Origin of the sequence: Micromonospora sp. BQ11 (assembly GCF_052068135.1) — a bacterium.
GTDB lineage: Bacteria > Actinomycetota > Actinomycetes > Mycobacteriales > Micromonosporaceae > Micromonospora.
In genome coordinates this window covers 111,716-129,302 of sequence record NZ_JBQHDB010000011.1, presented here as the reverse complement: position 1 = coordinate 129,302, position 17,587 = coordinate 111,716, and the positions used below count along the sequence as shown (strand labels likewise).

General features: G+C 74.3%; 17 protein-coding genes. 6 read left to right on the top strand and 11 right to left on the bottom strand.

Translation table 11 applies throughout. The features are described 5' to 3' along the window. Position 1 precedes the first annotated feature (1 nt). Positions 2-853: a TIGR00730 family Rossman fold protein gene (locus tag ACTMSW_RS22640; RefSeq protein ID WP_441182679.1), complete on the bottom strand. Its 852-nt coding sequence runs from the start codon at positions 851-853 to the stop codon at positions 2-4. Between the two features lie 154 nt (positions 854-1,007). On the opposite strand from ACTMSW_RS22640, the gene ACTMSW_RS22635 reads away from it, so the two are divergent. Then, positions 1,008-1,181, top strand: a complete 174-nt coding sequence (locus tag ACTMSW_RS22635) for a hypothetical protein (RefSeq protein ID WP_441182678.1) — start codon at positions 1,008-1,010, stop codon at positions 1,179-1,181. An 85-nt stretch (positions 1,182-1,266) separates the two neighbouring features. Here the strand turns inward: ACTMSW_RS22635 and dapE are convergent, their stop codons facing one another. Next, positions 1,267-2,340: a succinyl-diaminopimelate desuccinylase gene (gene dapE, locus ACTMSW_RS22630; protein ID WP_441182677.1), complete on the bottom strand. Its 1,074-nt coding sequence runs from the start codon at positions 2,338-2,340 to the stop codon at positions 1,267-1,269. Positions 2,341-2,364: 24 nt separating this feature from the next. On the opposite strand from dapE, the gene dapD reads away from it, so the two are divergent. Continuing rightward, on the top strand, positions 2,365-3,324 hold the full coding sequence (dapD, locus tag ACTMSW_RS22625; RefSeq protein ID WP_441182676.1) for a 2,3,4,5-tetrahydropyridine-2,6-dicarboxylate N-succinyltransferase: 960 nt from the start codon (positions 2,365-2,367) through the stop codon (positions 3,322-3,324). Positions 3,325-3,374: 50 nt separating this feature from the next. Here the strand turns inward: dapD and ACTMSW_RS22620 are convergent, their stop codons facing one another. Beyond that, entirely contained in the window at positions 3,375-6,722 is a 3,348-nt protein-coding gene (locus ACTMSW_RS22620) for a S8 family serine peptidase (protein WP_441182675.1), read from the bottom strand. A 128-nt stretch (positions 6,723-6,850) separates the two neighbouring features. On the opposite strand from ACTMSW_RS22620, the gene ACTMSW_RS22615 reads away from it, so the two are divergent. After that, entirely contained in the window at positions 6,851-7,408 is a 558-nt protein-coding gene (locus tag ACTMSW_RS22615; RefSeq protein ID WP_441182674.1) for a sugar O-acetyltransferase, read from the top strand. A 50-nt stretch (positions 7,409-7,458) separates the two neighbouring features. Here ACTMSW_RS22615 and ACTMSW_RS22610 read toward each other — a convergent pair whose 3' ends face one another. Genes ACTMSW_RS22610 through fdxA form a run of 5 tightly spaced genes read right to left on the bottom strand, consistent with a single transcriptional unit; the run spans position 7,459 to position 11,297 of the window. After that, entirely contained in the window at positions 7,459-8,106 is a 648-nt protein-coding gene (locus ACTMSW_RS22610) for a nucleoside/nucleotide kinase family protein (RefSeq protein ID WP_441182673.1), read from the bottom strand. Beyond that, complete coding sequence (locus ACTMSW_RS22605; RefSeq protein ID WP_441182672.1) at positions 8,106-8,750, bottom strand: SIMPL domain-containing protein; 645 nt, start codon at positions 8,748-8,750, stop codon at positions 8,106-8,108. The genes ACTMSW_RS22610 and ACTMSW_RS22605 overlap by 1 nt, the downstream gene beginning before the upstream one ends. 57 nt (positions 8,751-8,807) lie before the next feature. Continuing rightward, positions 8,808-9,848 carry a prephenate dehydrogenase gene (locus tag ACTMSW_RS22600; protein ID WP_441182671.1) on the bottom strand — a complete coding sequence of 347 codons (1,041 nt, stop codon included), beginning with the start codon at positions 9,846-9,848 and terminating at the stop codon, positions 8,808-8,810. 19 nt (positions 9,849-9,867) lie between these two features. Next, the gene (gene dapC, locus ACTMSW_RS22595) at positions 9,868-10,974 is read right to left on the bottom strand and encodes a succinyldiaminopimelate transaminase (protein WP_441182771.1); all 1,107 of its coding nucleotides are present in this window, start codon (positions 10,972-10,974) and stop codon (positions 9,868-9,870) included. Next, positions 10,971-11,297: a ferredoxin gene (gene fdxA / locus ACTMSW_RS22590; RefSeq protein ID WP_030490464.1), complete on the bottom strand. Its 327-nt coding sequence runs from the start codon at positions 11,295-11,297 to the stop codon at positions 10,971-10,973. Before fdxA ends, dapC begins: the two co-directional genes overlap by 4 nt. A 78-nt stretch (positions 11,298-11,375) precedes the next feature. Between fdxA and ACTMSW_RS22585 the strand changes: the two genes are divergently transcribed. Together ACTMSW_RS22585 and ACTMSW_RS22580 are read left to right on the top strand one after the other, a co-directional pair. Beyond that, on the top strand, positions 11,376-12,347 hold the full coding sequence (locus tag ACTMSW_RS22585; protein ID WP_441182670.1) for a GNAT family N-acetyltransferase: 972 nt from the start codon (positions 11,376-11,378) through the stop codon (positions 12,345-12,347). A 108-nt stretch (positions 12,348-12,455) separates the two neighbouring features. Then, a complete protein-coding gene (locus ACTMSW_RS22580) occupies positions 12,456-13,316 on the top strand; it encodes a hypothetical protein (RefSeq protein WP_441182669.1) in 861 nt (286 codons plus the stop codon). 87 nt (positions 13,317-13,403) lie between these two features. On the opposite strand, the gene ACTMSW_RS22575 is transcribed toward ACTMSW_RS22580, so the two are convergent. The 3 genes from ACTMSW_RS22575 to mshB form a co-directional block, all read right to left on the bottom strand. Further along, entirely contained in the window at positions 13,404-13,868 is a 465-nt protein-coding gene (locus ACTMSW_RS22575) for a hypothetical protein (RefSeq protein ID WP_441182668.1), read from the bottom strand. Between the two features lie 89 nt (positions 13,869-13,957). Then, complete coding sequence (locus ACTMSW_RS22570; RefSeq protein ID WP_441182667.1) at positions 13,958-14,410, bottom strand: hypothetical protein; 453 nt, start codon at positions 14,408-14,410, stop codon at positions 13,958-13,960. A 17-nt stretch (positions 14,411-14,427) separates the two neighbouring features. Next, positions 14,428-15,354, bottom strand: a complete 927-nt coding sequence (gene mshB, locus ACTMSW_RS22565; protein ID WP_441182666.1) for an N-acetyl-1-D-myo-inositol-2-amino-2-deoxy-alpha-D-glucopyranoside deacetylase — start codon at positions 15,352-15,354, stop codon at positions 14,428-14,430. 88 nt (positions 15,355-15,442) lie between these two features. Here mshB and ACTMSW_RS22560 point away from each other — a divergent pair, with 88 nt between their 5' ends. Beyond that, complete coding sequence (locus tag ACTMSW_RS22560) at positions 15,443-17,587, top strand: prolyl oligopeptidase family serine peptidase (protein WP_441182665.1); 2,145 nt, start codon at positions 15,443-15,445, stop codon at positions 17,585-17,587.

Sequence of the window (17,587 nt, the reverse complement as noted above, 5' to 3'; positions counted from 1 at the left end):
GTCAGCCCCGTCCGCCCTCGTCGGCGGCGGCCCGCCGCTCGGCGGCGGTCACCGCGACCGCCTCCTCCTCGACCGCCTTCTGCTCGGCGGAGAGGGCGGCCTCCGCCTCGACGATGTGCCGGACCGCGGCGTCGACGTCGTCGGTGAGGCAGATCAGCTCCAGGTCGACCGTGCCGATCTTGCCGTCGGCCGCCATCGTGTCACGGAGCCAGTCCAGCAGGCCCCGCCAGTACTCGGTGCCCATCAGCACCACCGGGAAGCGGGTGACCTTGCCGGTCTGCACGAGGGTGAGCGCCTCGAACAGCTCGTCCATGGTGCCGAAGCCGCCGGGCAGCACGACGAACGCCTGGGCGTACTTGACGAACATCGTCTTGCGGGCGAAGAAGTACCGGAAGTCGATGGCGAGGTCGACCCAGTCGTTGAGGCCCTGCTCGAAGGGAAGTTCGATGCCGAGCCCGACGGACAGCCCACCCGCGTCGCTGGCACCCCGGTTGGCGGCCTCCATCACCCCGGGACCACCGCCGGTGATGACCGCGTAGCCGGCCCGCGCCAGGGCCGCGCCGAGCGCCTCGGCCATCCGGCACTCCGGGCTGTCGGGGCGGCTGCGGGCGGAACCGAACACACTGACCGCCGGCGGGAGGTCGGCCAGGGTGTCGAACCCCTCGACGAACTCGGACAGGATCCGCAGCGCCCGCCAGGCGTCCCGGGTCTTCCAGTCGCCGCGCCCGCGCGAGTCCAGCAGGCGCTGGTCCGCGGTGCTCTCGCTGGCGGCCCGTCGCCGCAGCGTGACGGCGCCCCGGTGCCGTTCCGTCCCCGGTGCGCGTCCGTTCTCCCGCCCGTTGCTCTGGCTCATGGGAGCAACCGTAGTGGAGCGGCACCCATCGGGTGCGCGGGGCGACGAGCCAGGAATTAGTTGGCCGGAACGGGCAACTAATTCGGTCGCCCGTACGTCTTACCATTCACATACCCGGTATGGCCGGGCACGCGCCTTCGGGGGAGGAGCCAGCGTGATCAGTAACAGCGAGATGATCCGGATCCGGCGTCGGATGCAGCGCCGCATCCAGGACGTGGTGGCCGAGCGTCGCCGCGCCCGCCTGATGGAGCCGTCCACCACCACCTCGTCCGCGGACCACACCGACGCCCTGGCCGGCGCCGGCGCGTCCCACCCCACCACGTCCTGAGTCGCTCCGGCACGACAGCCGGCTCCGGTGGCACGATGTCGAGGGGTCCGCACGGCGGCGGACCCCTCGACGAGGCGGTACGGGCTCAGACGGCGGCGAGCCAGCGGTGCAGCGTGGCGGCACCGTCGCGGATCTTGCCGATCTCGACGTGCTCGTCCCGGTGGTGCGCCAGGTTGGGGTCGCCGGGGCCGAAGTTCAGCGCCGGCACGCCCATCGCCGCGAAGCGCGCCACGTCCGTCCAGCCGAGCTTGCCGACCGGCTCCGCGCCCACGGCGGTGAGGAACTCCCGCGCCGCCGGGTTGTCCAGCCCCGGCAGGGCGCCGGGAGCCATGTCGGTCACCGCCAGGTCGAAGCCCGCGAAGACCTCACGGACGTGGGCCTCGGCCTCCGCCGCGTCACGGTCGGGCGCGAACCGGAAGTTGACCTCGATCTCGCACCGGTCCGGGATCACGTTGCCGGACACCCCGCCGACGATCCGGACGGCGTTCAGCCCTTCGCGGTACGCGCAGCCGTCGATGGTGACGCGCCGGCCCTCGTACGCCTGGAGCCGGCGCAGCACCTCCCCCGCGCCGTGGATGGCGTTCACGCCCCGCCAGGACCGCGCCGAGTGGGCCCGCTCGCCGTGGGTGGTGACGATCGCCCGCATGGTGCCCTGGCAGCCCGCCTCGACCACGCCGTACGTCGGCTCCAGCAGCACCGCGAAGTCGGCCCGCAGCCACTCCGGGTGCGCCTCGGAGACCAGGAAGAGCCCGTTGTACGTCGACTCGATCTCCTCCGCCTCGTAGAAGAAGTACGTGACGTCGTACCGAGGTTCCGGCAGGGTCACCGCCAGGTGCAGCGCGTACGCCACCCCGGACTTCATATCGGAGGTGCCGCAGCCGTACAGCAGGTCACCGCGCAGCGTGGAGGGGAAGTTGTCGTTGTGCGGAACGGTGTCCAGGTGCCCGGCCAGTACCACCCGCTGGGCCCGCCCCAGGTCGGTACGTGCCATCACGGTGTTGCCGTGGCGGAAGGTGGTGAGGTGCGGCACGCCGCGCAGCGCCTGCTCGACGTGGTCGGCGATCGCCTGTTCGTTGAGGGAGACGGACTCTATGTCGACCAGTGCGCGGGTCAACGCCACCGGATCGGCGAGGACCTCGGGGGTCAGCGGGTTCTCCATGGATCGCACGGTACCGTCAGACTCGTGACGACTGCAGAATCCGCCTGGGGCATCGGTCTGGCCACCGTGACCGCCGACGACCAGGTGCTCGACACCTGGTACCCGACCGGCAAGCTGGGCCTCGGCGACCTGCCGCTGGTCGCCGGCGAGGACGAGGCGGACGTCCTCGACCTGCCACCGGGAGCGGTCGGCGACCGGGCGCTGCCGGGTCTGCGTACGGTCCAGGTGGTGACCGTGATCGGCGCGCTGGACGACCCGATCAAGGATGCCCCCGACGCGTACCTCCGGCTGCACCTGCTCTCCCACCGCCTGGTGCGGCCGAACGAGCTCAACCTCGACGGCATCTTCGGCAAGCTGGCCAACGTGGCCTGGACGTCGGCCGGGCCCTGCCCGCCGGAGCGGGTCGACGAGCTGCGGGTGATCGAGCGGGCCGCCGGCCGCCACCTGGCGGTGTACGGAGTGGACAAGTTCCCGCGGATGACCGACTACGTCGTGCCGTCCGGCGTGCGGATCGCCGACGCGGACCGGGTCCGCCTCGGCGCGCACCTGGCCGCCGGCACCACCGTCATGCACGAGGGCTTCTGCAACTTCAACGCCGGCACGCTGGGCACCTCGATGGTCGAGGGGCGGATCGTGCAGGGCGTGGTGGTCGGTGACGGCTCCGACGTCGGTGCCGGCGCCTCGATCATGGGTACCCTCTCCGGCGGCGGCACCGACAAGGTCCGCATCGGCGAGCGGAGCCTGGTCGGCGCGAACGCCGGCATCGGCATCTCGCTCGGTGACGACTGCGTGGTGGAGGCCGGTTGCTACGTCACCGCCGGTTCCAAGGTCACCCTGCCGGACGGCCGGGTGGTCAAGGCCCGTGAGCTGTCCGGCGTGGACGGCCTGCTGTTCTGGCGCAACTCGGTGACCGGCGCGCTGGAGGCGAGGCCGCGTACCGGCCGGGGCATCGAGCTGAACGCCGCCCTGCACGCCAACGACTGACGGCCCCTCCTCCGGGTCCGCTCGGCGCGCGGACCCGGAGGAGGTACGCCTCACCGCAGGCGGTACGCCTGGGTGATCCGCTGGGTGACCGTGGCGCCGTCGCTGTCCCGGGCGGTGGCCCGCAGCGAGACGTGACCCGGACCGGCGGGGTGCCGGACGGTGGCCGTCCACCCGTCACCGCCGTGCCGGACCCGTGCCCACCGCCAGGTCTTCCCGCCGTCGTAGGAGACCTCGACGGTGAGCGCGACGGTCCGCGCGGGCGGCGCGCCGGGTTGCCGCTGCACCCGCACCGGGATCGAGAACCACCGACCCGACGGCGCGGCGCTGTCCCGGTCCAGTCGGGGCGCGAACCGGACCGCCGACGCCGGGAGTGCCGTGAACCCGTCACCGGACACGTGCCCCGACCGGAACCGCCATTCCGCGGCCACCTCCGTGCTCAGGTCGGTGAAGCTCCGCCGGCTGAGCACCTCCAGTCGGTAGTCGGCGCTTGCACCGGGCACCTCGAACTCGCCGTAGCCCGGGTAGGGGTTCTCGTCCACCAACTTCCCGTCGCGGTACAGCGCCGTGCGGGCGGTGTCCGGCAGTGACCCACCGGGGTGGTTGTCGGCGTCGCTGTGCAGGGGAAGGTCGACCAGGATCTGGTCGCCGTACCGGGCGATCCCCGTTCCCGGCTGCGCCGGCACCGGGAACGACGGTCCGTACGGGGCCCGGTTCCAGGTGTCGTCGTACCGCTTACCCGCACGGTAGGCACGCGCCGGTGCAGCGAGGACGGTCTTGACGTCGGTCCAGCCCTCGTCGGTGGGCACGCCGAAGATCAGATCGGACGCCCAGCGCAGGCCGGGGGCGCTGTTGTAGTACTCGATCCGCTGGCCGGGGGCGGCCGTGGGCAGGATGGCGGCCCAGGTGCCGAGGTCGTTCGGCAACTGCGGGAAGACGGTACGCTCGGCGACCATGCCGGCGTACCCGCTGTGGAATCGGTGGGTGACGGTGGCCAGGTCGCGGGGCTGGTATCGACGGTCGAAGCCGGTCGGCAGGCGGCCGGGGAACGCCTCGGCCAGCGCGTAGAGGTAGGGACTGCTGGCCACCTCCCGATCGGCCCACTGGCTGCTGATCGTGCCGACGAAGCGGTGCGCCGGCAGGACCGGGCCGGAGTGGTGGTTGGTCAGACCGCTGAAGTCGAAGCCGAGCAGGGTGAAGGAGTGTCCACCCTGGTCGGTGAGGAAGTTCGCCGTGACGTCGACCAGCACCGGAGTGGCGGACCGCTGCGGGACCCTCGTCCGCACCGGCTTCGCCTGCCGGGCGTCGACCGTGACGGTCCGGTCCCGGTCGACCACCAGCTCCGACCGCGTGATCATGCTGGCCCCGACGTACTCCCCGCCTTCGATCTCGGAGACGAAGGTGGCCAGACCGTAACGACCCTTCGGCACCCGCACCACCGCCGTGCCGTCCGGGTCGTACACGTCGATCGATTCGGACGAGCCGGCGTCGATCAGCGCTCCGAAGTGCTCACCGGTGAGCCGGCCGTCCCGGTCCAGGTGCCGGACGGTGACGTCGTAGCTCTCCACCTCCCGGTGCACGGCGACCGGGGTGACCGCCACGGCCGTGCCGGAGCGGGCCACGACCCGGCCGGTCCAGAGCCCGTCTGGAGCGTCGACCCGGGTGTCCGCCGTGACGGTGGTCCGGGCCGTGCCGCCGGCCGGCACCGTCAGCCGCCGGGCGCCCAGCACGAACATGCCGGCCGGGGCCGGCACGCCACCCGGCCCGGTGACCTCGAGGGCCAGGTCCAAGGTGATCGGGCCGGAGCCCGTGTTGCGCCAGGTCACCGTGCGCGTCAGCGGGGTGTCGTCCCCGTGCGGCCACCGCGCCCGGCCGAAGGAGACGCTGACCGGGTCGCTGGTCACGGTCTGGGTGACGGCGCGTGCCACGTCGACCCGGCCGGCGCCCTGCTCGTACGCGGTCAGTTCGGGGTGCGGCCGCGCCGAGCCCATCAGGGCGGCCTTGAGCTGCCCGGCCGCCCAGTCCGCGCGCTGTTGTGCAAGGATCGCCGCCGCGCCGGCGACGTGCGGCGCCGCCATGGAGGTGCCGGAGAGCGAGACGTACCGGTCGTCGACCGGGGTGCCGATGACGCCCTCGGCGGCGCGGGCGGCGACGATCTCCACGCCCGGCGCGGTGAGGTCCGGCTTGAGTCCCTCGTCCCCGACCCGCGGGCCCCGGCTGGAGAAGCCGGCCAGCCGGTCGTCCCGGTCGACCGCGCCGACGGCGAGCGCCGCGTCGGCGGTACCGGGCGAGCCGACCGGGGCGAACGTCCCGTCGTTGCCGGCCGAGACGACGAACAGCGCACCGGTCTCCGCGGTCAGCGTCGCGATCGCCTCCTCCAGCGGGTCCACCTCGGGGGTGTCGAAGCCGGTGAGACTCATGTTGACCACGTCGGCCCGCTGCTCGACCGCGGCCCACTGCATGCCGGCGAGGATCGCCGAGTCGGTGCAGCCGAACTCCTCGCACACCTTGCCGGAGAGCAGGGTCGCGTCGGGGGCGACGCCCCGGTAGCGACCGCCGGAGGCGGCACCGCTGCCGGCGATGATGGAGGCGACGTGGGTGCCGTGGCCGATCACGTCGCCCGGCTCGGCCTCCTCGGTGAAGTTGCGGGACTCGGCGACCCGCCCGGCCAGGTCGGGATGGGCGGTGTCCACACCGGTGTCGAGCACCGCGACCCGGACGCCACGACCGGTGAGACCCGCCCGGTGCGCGGCGGGGGCGCCGATCTGCGCCACGCTGTGGTCGAGTGTGGTCCGTCGACGGCTGTCGAGCCAGATCCGGTCGGCGTCCCCCGCCGCGCCGACCCGGGCGTTCCCCGGGCGGGTGATCGCCGCCCAGACGTCGCCGGTGCTCCGCTTGGGTGCCGTCGCGACGGTGACGCCGAGGGCGGACAACTCCCGGGTGACGACGAGGCCCGTGGGGGGCGCCGCCCGTCGCGCGGCGCGGGGACCGGCGTCCACCAGCACCGGCAGGTCGTCGCGGTGGGCGTCGTCGTAGCCGGCGGCGATCAGCCCGGTCACGTCGAACAGTCGCCGGTCGACGCGGCCCGCCTGGATCAGCGGCACGGCATCCAGGGGTACGACGCTGAGCCGTCCCTGGTCGCGGCGGGTCAGGAAGCGCATGTCGTCCCGGCCCGGGGCGGGGCGCACGCTGGCCCCCGTCGACGTCACCGTTACCCGGTCGCCGGTGAGCAGGGTGACGGTCGTGGGCCGATCGGTGCCGGCCGGGCGACGGATCGCCTGGTCGACGACGGTGGGGTGGTTCGCGGGGGCCGTGCCGGGTGTCCGGGCGACGGCTGCCGCCGGGTGGCCGACGATCAGGCCGACCACCAGGCCGTACGCGGCCAGTCTTCTCCTGTGCAACGGAGCCTCCTCGTCAGGAGTGATCTGCATTGACGGAAGTCAGTGTTACGTACCGCGTATGCACAGGGAAGTCGGGAAGATGACGAAGTCACCAACGGACCGCCCGCCTCGTCGGGCAGGATCGGCTGATGGCCTCCATGAAGGAACGGATGCTGGCCGGCGAGCCGTACGTCGCCGACGACCCCGAGATCATCGCCGACCTCGATCGCGCCGTCCGGCTCATGCACCGCTTCAACACCAGCCCGCCGGACGACCCGCAGGGCCGGCTGGCCGCGCTGCGGGAGCTACTCCGGGAGTTGGGCGAGGACACGTTGATCCGGCCGCCCTTCCACTGCGACTACGGCAGCAACATCCGCATCGGGCCGCGGAGCTTCGTCAACTACCAGGCGGTCTTCCTCGACGTCGCCGCCATCACCATCGGTGCCGACGTCCAGATCGGTCCGAACGTGCAGCTGCTCACTGCGACGCACCCGGTGGAGCCGGAACCCCGCCGGGCCAAGTGGGAGTCGGCGCGGCCGATCACCCTGGCCGACAACGTGTGGCTCGGCGGCGGGGTGATCGTCCTGGCCGGCGTCACCGTCGGCGAGAACACCGTGGTGGGCGCGGGCGCCGTCGTGACGAAGGACCTTCCCCCGAACGTCGTCGCGGTGGGCAACCCGGCCCGGCCCGTGCGACAGCTCGACTGACCCGTGGTGCCCCGGGCAGGGCCACCGCCGGCCGCCGGGGCGTCCGAGGGTCAGGCCGGCGGTGGCTCCGCCAGGCGTACGACGAGGTCGGCGCGGTCCGCCGTGGCGGTGACCAGGGCCGCGTTGGCCTCGTCGCTGCCCCGCGCCCACCGTCGCGCGTCCTCCGGCGAGCGGCCGTACGCCTCGTGGCGGGCGGTCAACCGCCGCAGCCGCAGCTCCACGTCCAGGTCGAGGAACCACGCCTCGTGCAGCAGTGAGCGGATCTCCTCCCACGGGAAGTCGGGCACCAGCAGGTAGTTGCCCTCGGTCACCACCAGCCGCACCTCCGGCGGCACCTCGATCGCCCCGGCCACCGGCTCCTCCAGGTCCCGGCGGAACGTCGGCGCCCACACCGAGGTCGGCTCCAGCCGGCGCAGACGGCGCAGCAGGGAGACGTACCCGTTGGCGTCGAAGGTGTCCGCCGCGCCCTTGCGATCCGTCCGGCCCAGCCGTTCCAGCTCCGCCTGGGCCAGGTGGAAGCCGTCCATCGGCACCAGCCGGGCGGTGGGACCGACGGCCGCCACGACCTGCTCGGCGAGGGTCGACTTGCCGGCACCGGGTGCGCCGGCGATGCCGAGGAGGTGCCGGGAACCGGCGTCGGCGAGCGCGCGGGCCCGCGCGACCAGGTCGTCGACGGTGAGGACACGGGCGGGAGGCATCAGCGCAGGACCGGCTCGCTGATCGCGAACCGCGCGTGCACCGCCGCGCGTACCTCCTGGGGGCGGGGGTCGAGTTCCAGCTCGGGTGCCCCACCGGCCTCCGCGCCGCCCGCGTACGCCATCCGGGCGAACAGCGGCCGGTCCATGTCGCCGGTGTCGGACAGCTCGATCAGCGCGGTGACGCGGGCGCCGAGGGCCTCGGCGTACTCGCGGGCGCGGGACAGCGCGTCGTCGATGGCGGCCCGCCGGGCCTCGCGGTGGACCGGGCTGTCCGGTCGCAGCGACCACCACGGCCCGGCCACCTCGACCTGGTCCTGGTCGGCCAGGCGCAGCATCAGCTCGCCGAGCGCGGTGAAGTCGGTGACCGTCACGGTGGTGGAGACGCTGCCGTGGTACGCGACGACGCGCTCGCCGGAGCGCCGGGTCTCCGGCCGGACCCGCAGCTCACCGGTCTCCCGCCGGTGGATCACCGGCGCGTGGGAGTCGAGGAGCACCCGGACGGCGGCGGCCCGCTCGGCCAGCCGGGTCAGGGTGGCCTCCCGGTCCCGGTCCCGGGCCAGGGCGGTCACGGTGAACTGGGCGATCTCGGGGTCGACCTCCCGGTACGACTCACCGCGCACCGACACCACCGGTCCGTCCACCATGCCCTCACCCTAGCGGCGTGGCCTCCCGTCCGCCGGTCGTGCCGGCCACCGGGGTGGTCAGGTGGTGAGCGGGACCGGGTGCTGGGCGGTGTAGGAGACGGTGTCGGCGCCGACCGCGCAGCCGCTCAGGTGCCCGCCGGCGGCGCCCAGTTCGCGCAGCCACGCCAGTTCGTCGGCGTGCTCCCCGCGCACCGGGAAGTCCCGGGTCTCGACCGCGTACGACCGGCCGGACAGCGCCGCCCGGGCGGCCCCCGCATCGGCGTGCAGCGCGGTGAGCGCGTCCGCGTCGCCGGCCCGCAGGGCGTCGGCCAGCTCACCCAGGTACGCGGTCACCCCGGCCAGCTCGGTCAGCACCCGCTCCCGGTTGCCGAGCAGCATGCTGGCGGTGCGCCGGGCCGGGGTGCCGGCGACCCGGGTGCCGTCGGAGAAGCTGCCGGCGGCCAGCGCGAGCACCGCGTCGCGCAGCCGCGCCCGGTGCACCGCTCCGGCCAGCGCACCGGCGAGCAGGTGCGGCACGTGCGAGGCCAGGGCGGCGGCATCGTCGTGGTCTTCGGCGTCCATCGGCACCACCCGGGCCCGGAACAGGCCCACGAGCAGCCCGGCGAGCCACCGGAAGGCGAGCGTGCCCGCCCCGGGCGACGGGCAGAGCACCCACGCCGCGGAATCGAGGAGCGTCGGCGCGGCGGCGGTGAGACCGGCGGACTCGGCGCCGGCCATCGGGTGCCCCGGCACGAACCTGTCCAGCAGCCCGTGCCGCGCGGCGAAGCGGGTCAGCTCGCCCTTGGTGCTGCCCACGTCGGTGAGGACGCAGCCGGGCGGCGTCGCATCGGCCACCCGTAGCAGGGTCTCCGGCAGGCTGGGCAGCGGTCCGCAGAGGAAGACCAGGTCCCGCCCGCGCAGCGCCTCGTCCAGCGTGTCCGGCGCGGTGACGCCCTGCGACCGCGCGTACGACCGGGTCGCCGGGTCCGGGTCCCACCCGGCCGTGTCGAGGCCGGCGTCACGCAGCCGGAGCAGGACCGAGCCGCCGATCAGGCCGGTGCCGACGACGGCGGCGGACAGGTCCGCGTACCCGTTCGGGGAGCCGGTCTCGTCGGTCATGGCCGCGCCCCGCCCGGCCTCAGGCGGTCAGCCGGCCGGCGACCGCCGCGACGTTCTCGTCGGACTCGGTCAGCGCCACCCGGACGTGCTGCCCGCCACCGGGGCCGTAGAAGGCGCCGGCGGCGACCAGGATGCCGCGGCGGGCCAGCCAGTCGACGGTCGCCCAGCAGTCCTCGCCCCGGGTTATCCACAGGTAGAGCCCGGCCTCGGAGTGCTCGACGGTGAAGCCGGCGGCGGTGAACGCGGCGTGCAGCGCCTCGCGCCGGGCCCGGTAGCGCTCCCGCTGCGCGTCGGCGTGCCGCTCGTCGCCGAGCGCGGCCACCATGGCCGCCTGCACCGGCGCGGGCACGATCATCCCGGCGTGCTTGCGCACCTTCAGCAGCTCGGCGACCAGGGCCGGGTCACCGGCCACGAAACCGGCCCGGTAACCGGCGAGGTTGGAGCGCTTGGACAGCGAGTGCACCGCGAGCACGCCCTCGTACGACCCGCCGCACACCTCTGGCGAGAGCACCGAGACCGGCTCGGCGGACCAGCCCAGCGGCAGGTAGCACTCGTCGCTGGCGACCAAGGCGCCCCGCTCGCGGGCCCAGTCGACCACCTTGCGCAGGTGGGCGGCGGGCAGCACCCGACCGGTCGGGTTACCCGGCGAGTTGATCCAGACCAGCCGGACCCGGGACGTGGGGCCGACCGCGGTCAGCGAGTCGGCGCGCACCACTGTCGCACCGGCCAGCAGGGCGCCGTCCGCGTACGTCGGGTAGGCGATCGGGGGCACCACGACCACGTCGTCGGGACCCACCCCGAGCAGGGTGGGCAGCCAGGCGACCAGCTCCTTGGAGCCGATCGTGGGCAGCACGCCGAGGCCGTCGGGGCGGGCACCGCAGGCTCGTGACACCCACGCGGCGATGGCGTCCCGCAGCGCCGGCGTGCCGGCGGTCAACGGGTAGCCCGGCGCGTCGGACGCGTCGGCCAGTGCCGCCCGGATCACCGGGGGGACCGGGTCGACCGGCGTGCCCATCGAGAGGTTGACCAGGCCCTCCGGATGCGCCGCGGCCAGGGCGGCCGCGGCGTCCAGGGAGTCCCAGGTGAACTCGGGCAGCCGAGCCGAGACCGGCGCGGACCGGTTCAGTGACCCTCTCCGCGCGGCGGCTGGGCGGCGACGAAGGTCGCGTCCTTCTCCACCTTGCCGACCTTGGAGGCGCCACCGGGCGAGCCGAGGTCCTCGAAGAACTCGTAGTTGGCGCCGGTGTAGTCCTTCCACTGCTCCGGGACGTCGTCCTCGTAGAAGATCGCCTCGACGGGGCAGACGGGCTCACAGGCACCACAGTCGACGCACTCGTCGGGGTGGATGTAGAGCATCCGGTTGCCCTCGTAAATGCAGTCGACCGGGCACTCCTCGATGCATGCCTTGTCGAGCACATCCACGCACGGCTCGGCGATGATGTAGGTCACCGGTCTTCTCCTCCGCAAGACACGTCGCGATCACCGCGACGGTAAGAGCCTAGTATCTCGCCGGGGAGGGGGTCGATCGTGCTCCGACAGCAGGATGTGGGACACCGGATCGTGGTTCGCCGGATTGTGGGGATTCGCGAAGGCCGACCGCTCTTCTCGGACGCCCTCGGCGAACTGGTCGAGCTCAGCGAGACCCATGTCACTCTGGCCACCGCGCAGGGCCGCCTCCGGGTGCCCCGGGACGAGGTGCACCGCGCCAAGCGGGTGCCACCGACCCGACGGCCGACGGCCGCCGCGGTGGTCGCGCTGGAGTTGGCCGCCGACGAGGCGTGGCCCGCCGCGGTCCGGGGCCGGCTCGGCGACTGGCTGCTGCGTTCCGCGGCCGGCTGGAGCGGCCGGGCCAACTCCGCGCTCCCCGTCGGCGATCCGGACCGGCCGCTGCCGGCCGCCGTGGACGCGATCGAGTCCTGGTACGCCGAGCGGGGTCAGCCGGCGATGGTGAACACTCCGCTCCCGCTCGCCGCGCCGGTCGGCGCCGAGCTGGACGCCCGGGGCTGGGACACCCGGCCACCGGTGCTGGTGCAGACCGTCCCGCTGTCCGCGATCCCCCCGGCCGTCGAACCGCACACCGTCGGTGCCGGGTCACCGCCGATCGAGCTGGCGACGGCGCCGTCCGAGGACTGGCTCGCGATCGCCGCCGGCCGCAAGGGCGGCCTGCCGGACGCCGCCCGGCACGTGCTCACCGCCGTGGACCGGGTCCGCTTCGCCCAGGTGTACGCCGACGGCACGCTCGTCGCGATCGGTCGGGGAACCGTGACCGGTGAAGGCCGGTGGCTCGGGCTGAGCCTGATCGAGGTGGTGCCGGAGGCGCGACGCCAGGGCCTGGCCGGGCGGGTCGTCCGGGGCCTGGCGGCGTGGGGCGCCGCGGAGGGTGCCAGCCACGCCTTTCTGCAGGTCGAGCAGCGCAACAGTCCCGCCGTGACCCTCTACCGGGCCCTGGGCTTCACCACCCACCACACCTACCTGACCCGGGTGGCCCCGCCGGCCTGACCGCGCGGAAGGGTTTGCGCAGGTCCTTCGGGGTACGGGAGGGGGGCACGCGGCACGCGGCGCGGCGTGCCGACCCCCGACCCCGGCCCAGGAAGGAAGGGCGATCCGATGGCCACGCGAAGCGCCTCCGGGCGCGCCAGCGGCTCGACGGCGACGAAGGACGTCCCCGGTAACCAGACGCCGAACACCCCGGACATCAACGAGAGCGAGATCCGCCGCCTCACGGTCGACCAGCTCCGCGGACGCCTCCGCCGGCGCGGCGTCACCGGCACCGCCGACCTGCGCAAGGACGACCTGGTCGACGCCCTCATCAAGGCCCTCCGCGAGGGCCGGAAGACCACCCGGTCGCAGAACGGCTCGCGATCCGTGACGGGCGGCGACGCCTCCCGTTCGCGCCGCGGCAGCTCCGCGTCACGCGACGGCTCGGACTCCGGTGGCGGCTCCGGCTCGCGCGGCCGGGACGGCGGCGGACCGGCGCGGGCGGAGTCTCCCCCGGTGGCGGCACTGGCCGACCTCGAACGGCGGGCGGCGGAACTGGAGGACGTGACGCCGCAGGCTCCGGAGGTGGAGGACGTCGAGCGGCGGGCGGCGGAGCTGGAGACGGCCGTGGCCGGCGGGACGGCGCTGCCCGCGGACCCGGCATCCGACACGCCCGCGCTACCGGCCGCGCCCGCCGACGGGCCCGCGCAGGCCGATTCGTCGGGCACGGCCCGGGTTCCCCGTGCCCGGGACGCCGGCGGATCGGACAACCAGCCCGTCCGTACGCCCCCCGGGCCCGCCGGGTCGGGACCCGCACTGACGCTGGAGACGGCGGACCGCGTCCTCACCGAGATGGTGCCGGGGGAGATGGACCCGGTGGACGAGGTGGTCACCCCCGAGGGCACCGTCCTGACCGCCGGATCCGGCTCGCCCGACGTGGCGGTCGCCACCCCACCCCTACCCGGCCCGGCCTCCTCCCCCACCCGCTAGCCCCGTTGATCAAGGAGTTTGCGTCAGCAGGAACGCGTTCGCTGACGCGAACTCCTTGATCGACATCGGTGGGGGTGGGGGTGGGGGTCAGCGGCGGACGGGGCGGCGGGGTTTTGCGGCCCTGATCTCGGTGTACCGCTTGAGGCTCTGCGAGCGGTGGTCGAGGCCGAGCGCGGTGAGCAGCAGGTAGCCCAGCAGCACGCCCGCGCCGGCGGCGGCCAGGTAGAGCCAGATCTGGGCGAAGAACGTGCCCGCGCCACCGGCGAACGGGTCGTTGCCGACCAGCAGCGGCCCGACCAGCACGGTCAGCAGCAACGCCGCGCCGACGGCGCCGACCAGGTCACCGCTCCACTCGGCGACGGGCCGCTGCCGGCCCCACCGGAAGGCGACCGTGGCCAGGATCAGCCCGATCACCACGAACATTCCCAGCGTCACCCGGTCGGCGGCAGCCTCGTCGCCGTCGAAGCCGAGCCGGATGATCAGCCGAGCGACCACGTTGACCGCGAACAGCGCGACCGCGAGAACCCCGATCGCGCGCCACCGCTCCCTCATCGCACGCCTCCCGCCGTACCGCTCGCCCCGCTGGCGGGCCTCCTGGCAGGAATATGTACCACCGCGACCTGTGTGTCGTCAGTACCCCGTCACGGAGCCGGCGGCGACGAAAGGCGCGGCGGCGGTGGCGGGGCGGCGAGGACCTGCCGGAAACCCACCACCGCGAAGGTCATCGCGCCACCCACGATCATCCCCAGGTCGACCCAGGTGCCGGCGAGCAGCAGGTCCCCCTCGTCCGTGCGCAGGCCGGCGATGGCGACCAGGAGGAACCAGGGCACGGCGGGCAGCGCCACCGCCCAGCGCCGGGACACCGTCCGGTGCGCGAACCAGCCCAGCAGCAGGTTCACACCGACCGCCACCAGCACCGCGACACCGATCAGGTGGCCGCCGACGCGCAGCGGCGCCAGCAGCAGTTCCAGGACCGCGCTCAGCAGCCCGCCGAGCACGGCGAACGCCCCGCCGACCACTCGGAGGACGAGGTCGAGCGACTCCCGCGACCGTCCGGGGTCGGGCGGCGCGCTCTCGTCCGGGACGACCGACATCGGCGCGGCGGGCAGGGTCACCGGGCGCCGGCCGCGCCGACCGGGGACCGGTCCGCGCCGTCGACGGATGACAGCCCGGCGAAGAGATCCTCCTCCCAGCCGTACGGCCCGAAGCCGGGGCCCTTCTCCCCCACCGCGAGGGTGAAGTACTCCACCCCCATGAACTCGGCGCCGAAGTTGCCGGCGATCGAGTAGAGCCAGGACGTGGCGGGGATCTGCGTGGCGTGCGCCCGCATCGCCGCCTCCTTGGCGCCGTGGTGCTCGGTGGCGTCGATCCGGGCTGCGATCTGCTCGTCGGGGGTGCCGAAGGGCAGCTCGTCGGCGCTGGCGATGCCGGCGAACGGGTTGTCCGACGACTCGGTGAAGTGGATCAGGCCGGCCTCCAGGACACTGCGCGGCATCGCCGTCCAGTAGACCTTCGCCGGCGCGCAGCCCTCGGCGCGGGCCAGCTCCACCGCCCGCATCGCCACCCGGTGGGCCTGGATGTGGTCCGGATGCCCGTAGAAGCCGTTCCCGTCGTACGTGATCATGACCTGCGGGCGGACCTCACGCATGACCTCCACCAGGTGACCGGCGGCCTCGTCGAGGTCGGCCTGCCAGAAGGCCCGGGGATGGTCGTTGGTGGCCAGGCCCATCATGCCGGAGTCCCGGTAGCGGCCGGCCCCACCGAGAAAGCGGTGGTCGGTGACGCCGAGCTCGCGGCACGCGTGGGCCAGCTCGGCGATCCGGTAGCCGCCGAGCTGGTCCGCCTCGGCGGCGGCGAGCTGCGCCAGCTCCGGCACGTGGATCTCGCCCTCCTCGCCGAGAGTGCAGGTCACGAGCGTGACGTGTGCACCGGTGGCGGCGTAGTGCGCCATCGTCGAGCCGGTGCCGATGGACTCGTCGTCGGGGTGCGCGTGGACCAGCAGAAGCCGGCGGTCGGGCAGCGTCGTCACGACCGTCACTCTAACCGGCGGTTCCGTGGCACCCCGTGCCGACGCGTCCGCGCAGGTCGCCCACATCACCTCGGCGGTCGCCCTACGATCTACAGCTGTGGACTTTCCGGAGCTGGCCGCACGTACCCGTCGGTTCAGGCTCGGGGCACCGCGCGCCGTCACCGTGGCCGACGACGGATCCCGGGTGGTCTTCCTGCGCTCGGCCGGTCCGGAGGACCCGGCCGACGCGCTCTGGCTCCTCGACGTCGCGTCCGGGGAGGAACGGCTCGTCGCCGACCCGGCGGTGCTGCTCGGCGCGGACGGCGACCCCGCCGCGCTGAGCCCCGGCGAGCGGGCGCTGCGCGAGCGGCGGCGGCTGAGCGCGTCGGGCATCGGCTCGTACGCCCTGGACGACGCCGGCCGGGTGGCGGTCTTCGCGCTCGCCGGCCGGGTGTTCCGCGCGGACCTGGTGCACGGCGACGTGGTCGAGGTCGTCGCCGTCGGCCCGGTGCTGGACCCGCGCCCCGATCCGACCGGGCAACGGCTGGCGTACGTGACCGACGCCGCCGAGGGGGTCCGCCGGGGGCAGCTCCGGGTGGTCGAGGCCGACGGCACCGACAACCTGCTGGCCGGCGAGGACTCCGGGGTGACCTGGGGGCTCGCCGAACACGTCGCGGCCGAGGAGTTCGACCGTTTCCGGGGCTACTGGTGGGCGCCGGACGGGCGCTCGGTGCTCGCCGCGCGGGTGGACGAGTCCCGGCTGGGGCGCTGGCACCTGCACGACCCCGCCGACCCGGCGAGTGAGCCGGTCAGCGTCGCGTACCCGGTGGCCGGCGGGCCGAACGCCGAGGTCAGCCTGCACCTGCTCGACCTCGACGGCGGCTGGGTGGACGTGCACTGGGACCGGGAGACCTACCCGTACCTGACGGCCGCGCACTGGGCCGACGGCGGCCCGCTGATCACCGTGCTCCGCCGGTCCCAGCAGCACGGGCTGGTGCTGGCGGTGGACCCGCGCACCGGCGAGACCCAGGTGCACGCCGAACTGGCCGACCCCCGCTGGGTGGAGCCGATCCCGGGCACCCCGGCACACCTGCCCGACGGCCGGGTGCTGGTGGGCGGGGAACTGGCCCACGACGGGTACGACGCCCGCTGCCTGTTCGCCGACGGGACCCTGCTCACCCCGCCGTCGCTGTACGTGCGGCGGGTGGTCGGGCGGCTGCCGAGCGGCCCGGGCCCGGCGGACCTGCTGGTGGAGGCGAGCGACGGGGAGCCGAGCGAGCAGCACCTGTTCCGCGTCCGCACGAGCATCGGCGGGGGTGTGGACGCCCGCCGGATCACCACCGACGCCGGCTGGCACGTCGGCGCGGTCGGCGGGGACGTGCTGGTGGTGGGCACGGCCTCGCTGGACCACGCTGGCACCCGGTGGACGGTGACGCGGGGCGAGCGGGAGGTGGCCGTGCTGCGCTCCCTCGCCGCCACCCCGCCGTACGCCCCGCTGCCGCTGCTGGAGCGGGTGACCGACCGGAGGCTGCCGGCGGCGGTGCTCTACCCGGAGAACCACGTCACCGGCCGGCGGCTGCCGGTGCTGCTCGACGTGTACGGCGGCCCGGGGCACCAGGAGGTGATCGCCGCGCGCGCGGCCTGGCTGGAGCGGCAGTGGTGGGCCGACGCGGGCTTCGCGGTGGTGGTCGTCGACAACCGCGGTACGCCCGGCGTGGCGCCCTCGTTCGAGAAGGCGATCCACCGGCGCGTGGCCGACGTGGTGCTGACCGACCAGGTGGAGGCGCTGACCGCGCTCGCCGACAAGCAGCCCGACCTGGACCTGGACCGGGTGGCGGTACGGGGTTGGTCGTTCGGCGGCTGGCTGGCCGGGCTGGCGGTGCTGCGGCACCCGGAGCTGTTCCGGTGCGGGATCGTCGGCGCGCCGGTGACGGACTGGGCCCTGTACGACACCGCGTACACCGAGCGCTACCTGGGGATGCCCGAGGACGGGATGGACGTGTACGCGCACCACTCGCTGGTGGAGATGGCGGCCGAGCCGGTGACGGGTCCCGGCCAGGCCCGGCCGTTGCTGCTGGTGCACGGGCTGGTCGACGACAACGTGGTGGCCGCGCACACGCTGCGGCTGTCGGCGGCGCTGCTGGCCACCGGCCGCCCGCACGCGGTGCTCCCGCTGACCGGGGCGACGCACATGGCCGCCGGCGGTGTCGCCGAGAGCCTGCTGAAGCTGGAACTCGACTTCCTCCGCCAGCACCTGACGTGA

What these genes read in the sequence shown, in the direction of transcription:
- ACTMSW_RS22640 (WP_441182679.1), bottom strand. Translation starts at nt 853, where the DNA reads ATGAGCCAGAGCAACGGGCGGGAGAACGGACGCGCACCGGGGACGGAA.
- dapE (WP_441182677.1), bottom strand. Translation starts at nt 2,340, where the DNA reads ATGGAGAACCCGCTGACCCCCGAGGTCCTCGCCGATCCGGTGGCGTTG.
- ACTMSW_RS22615 (WP_441182674.1), top strand. Translation starts at nt 6,851, where the DNA reads ATGGCCTCCATGAAGGAACGGATGCTGGCCGGCGAGCCGTACGTCGCC.
- ACTMSW_RS22610 (WP_441182673.1), bottom strand. Translation starts at nt 8,106, where the DNA reads ATGCCTCCCGCCCGTGTCCTCACCGTCGACGACCTGGTCGCGCGGGCC.
- ACTMSW_RS22605 (WP_441182672.1), bottom strand. Translation starts at nt 8,750, where the DNA reads ATGGTGGACGGACCGGTGGTGTCGGTGCGCGGTGAGTCGTACCGGGAG.
- ACTMSW_RS22600 (WP_441182671.1), bottom strand. Translation starts at nt 9,848, where the DNA reads ATGACCGACGAGACCGGCTCCCCGAACGGGTACGCGGACCTGTCCGCC.
- ACTMSW_RS22580 (WP_441182669.1), top strand. Translation starts at nt 12,456, where the DNA reads ATGGCCACGCGAAGCGCCTCCGGGCGCGCCAGCGGCTCGACGGCGACG.
- ACTMSW_RS22575 (WP_441182668.1), bottom strand. Translation starts at nt 13,868, where the DNA reads ATGAGGGAGCGGTGGCGCGCGATCGGGGTTCTCGCGGTCGCGCTGTTC.
- ACTMSW_RS22570 (WP_441182667.1), bottom strand. Translation starts at nt 14,410, where the DNA reads ATGTCGGTCGTCCCGGACGAGAGCGCGCCGCCCGACCCCGGACGGTCG.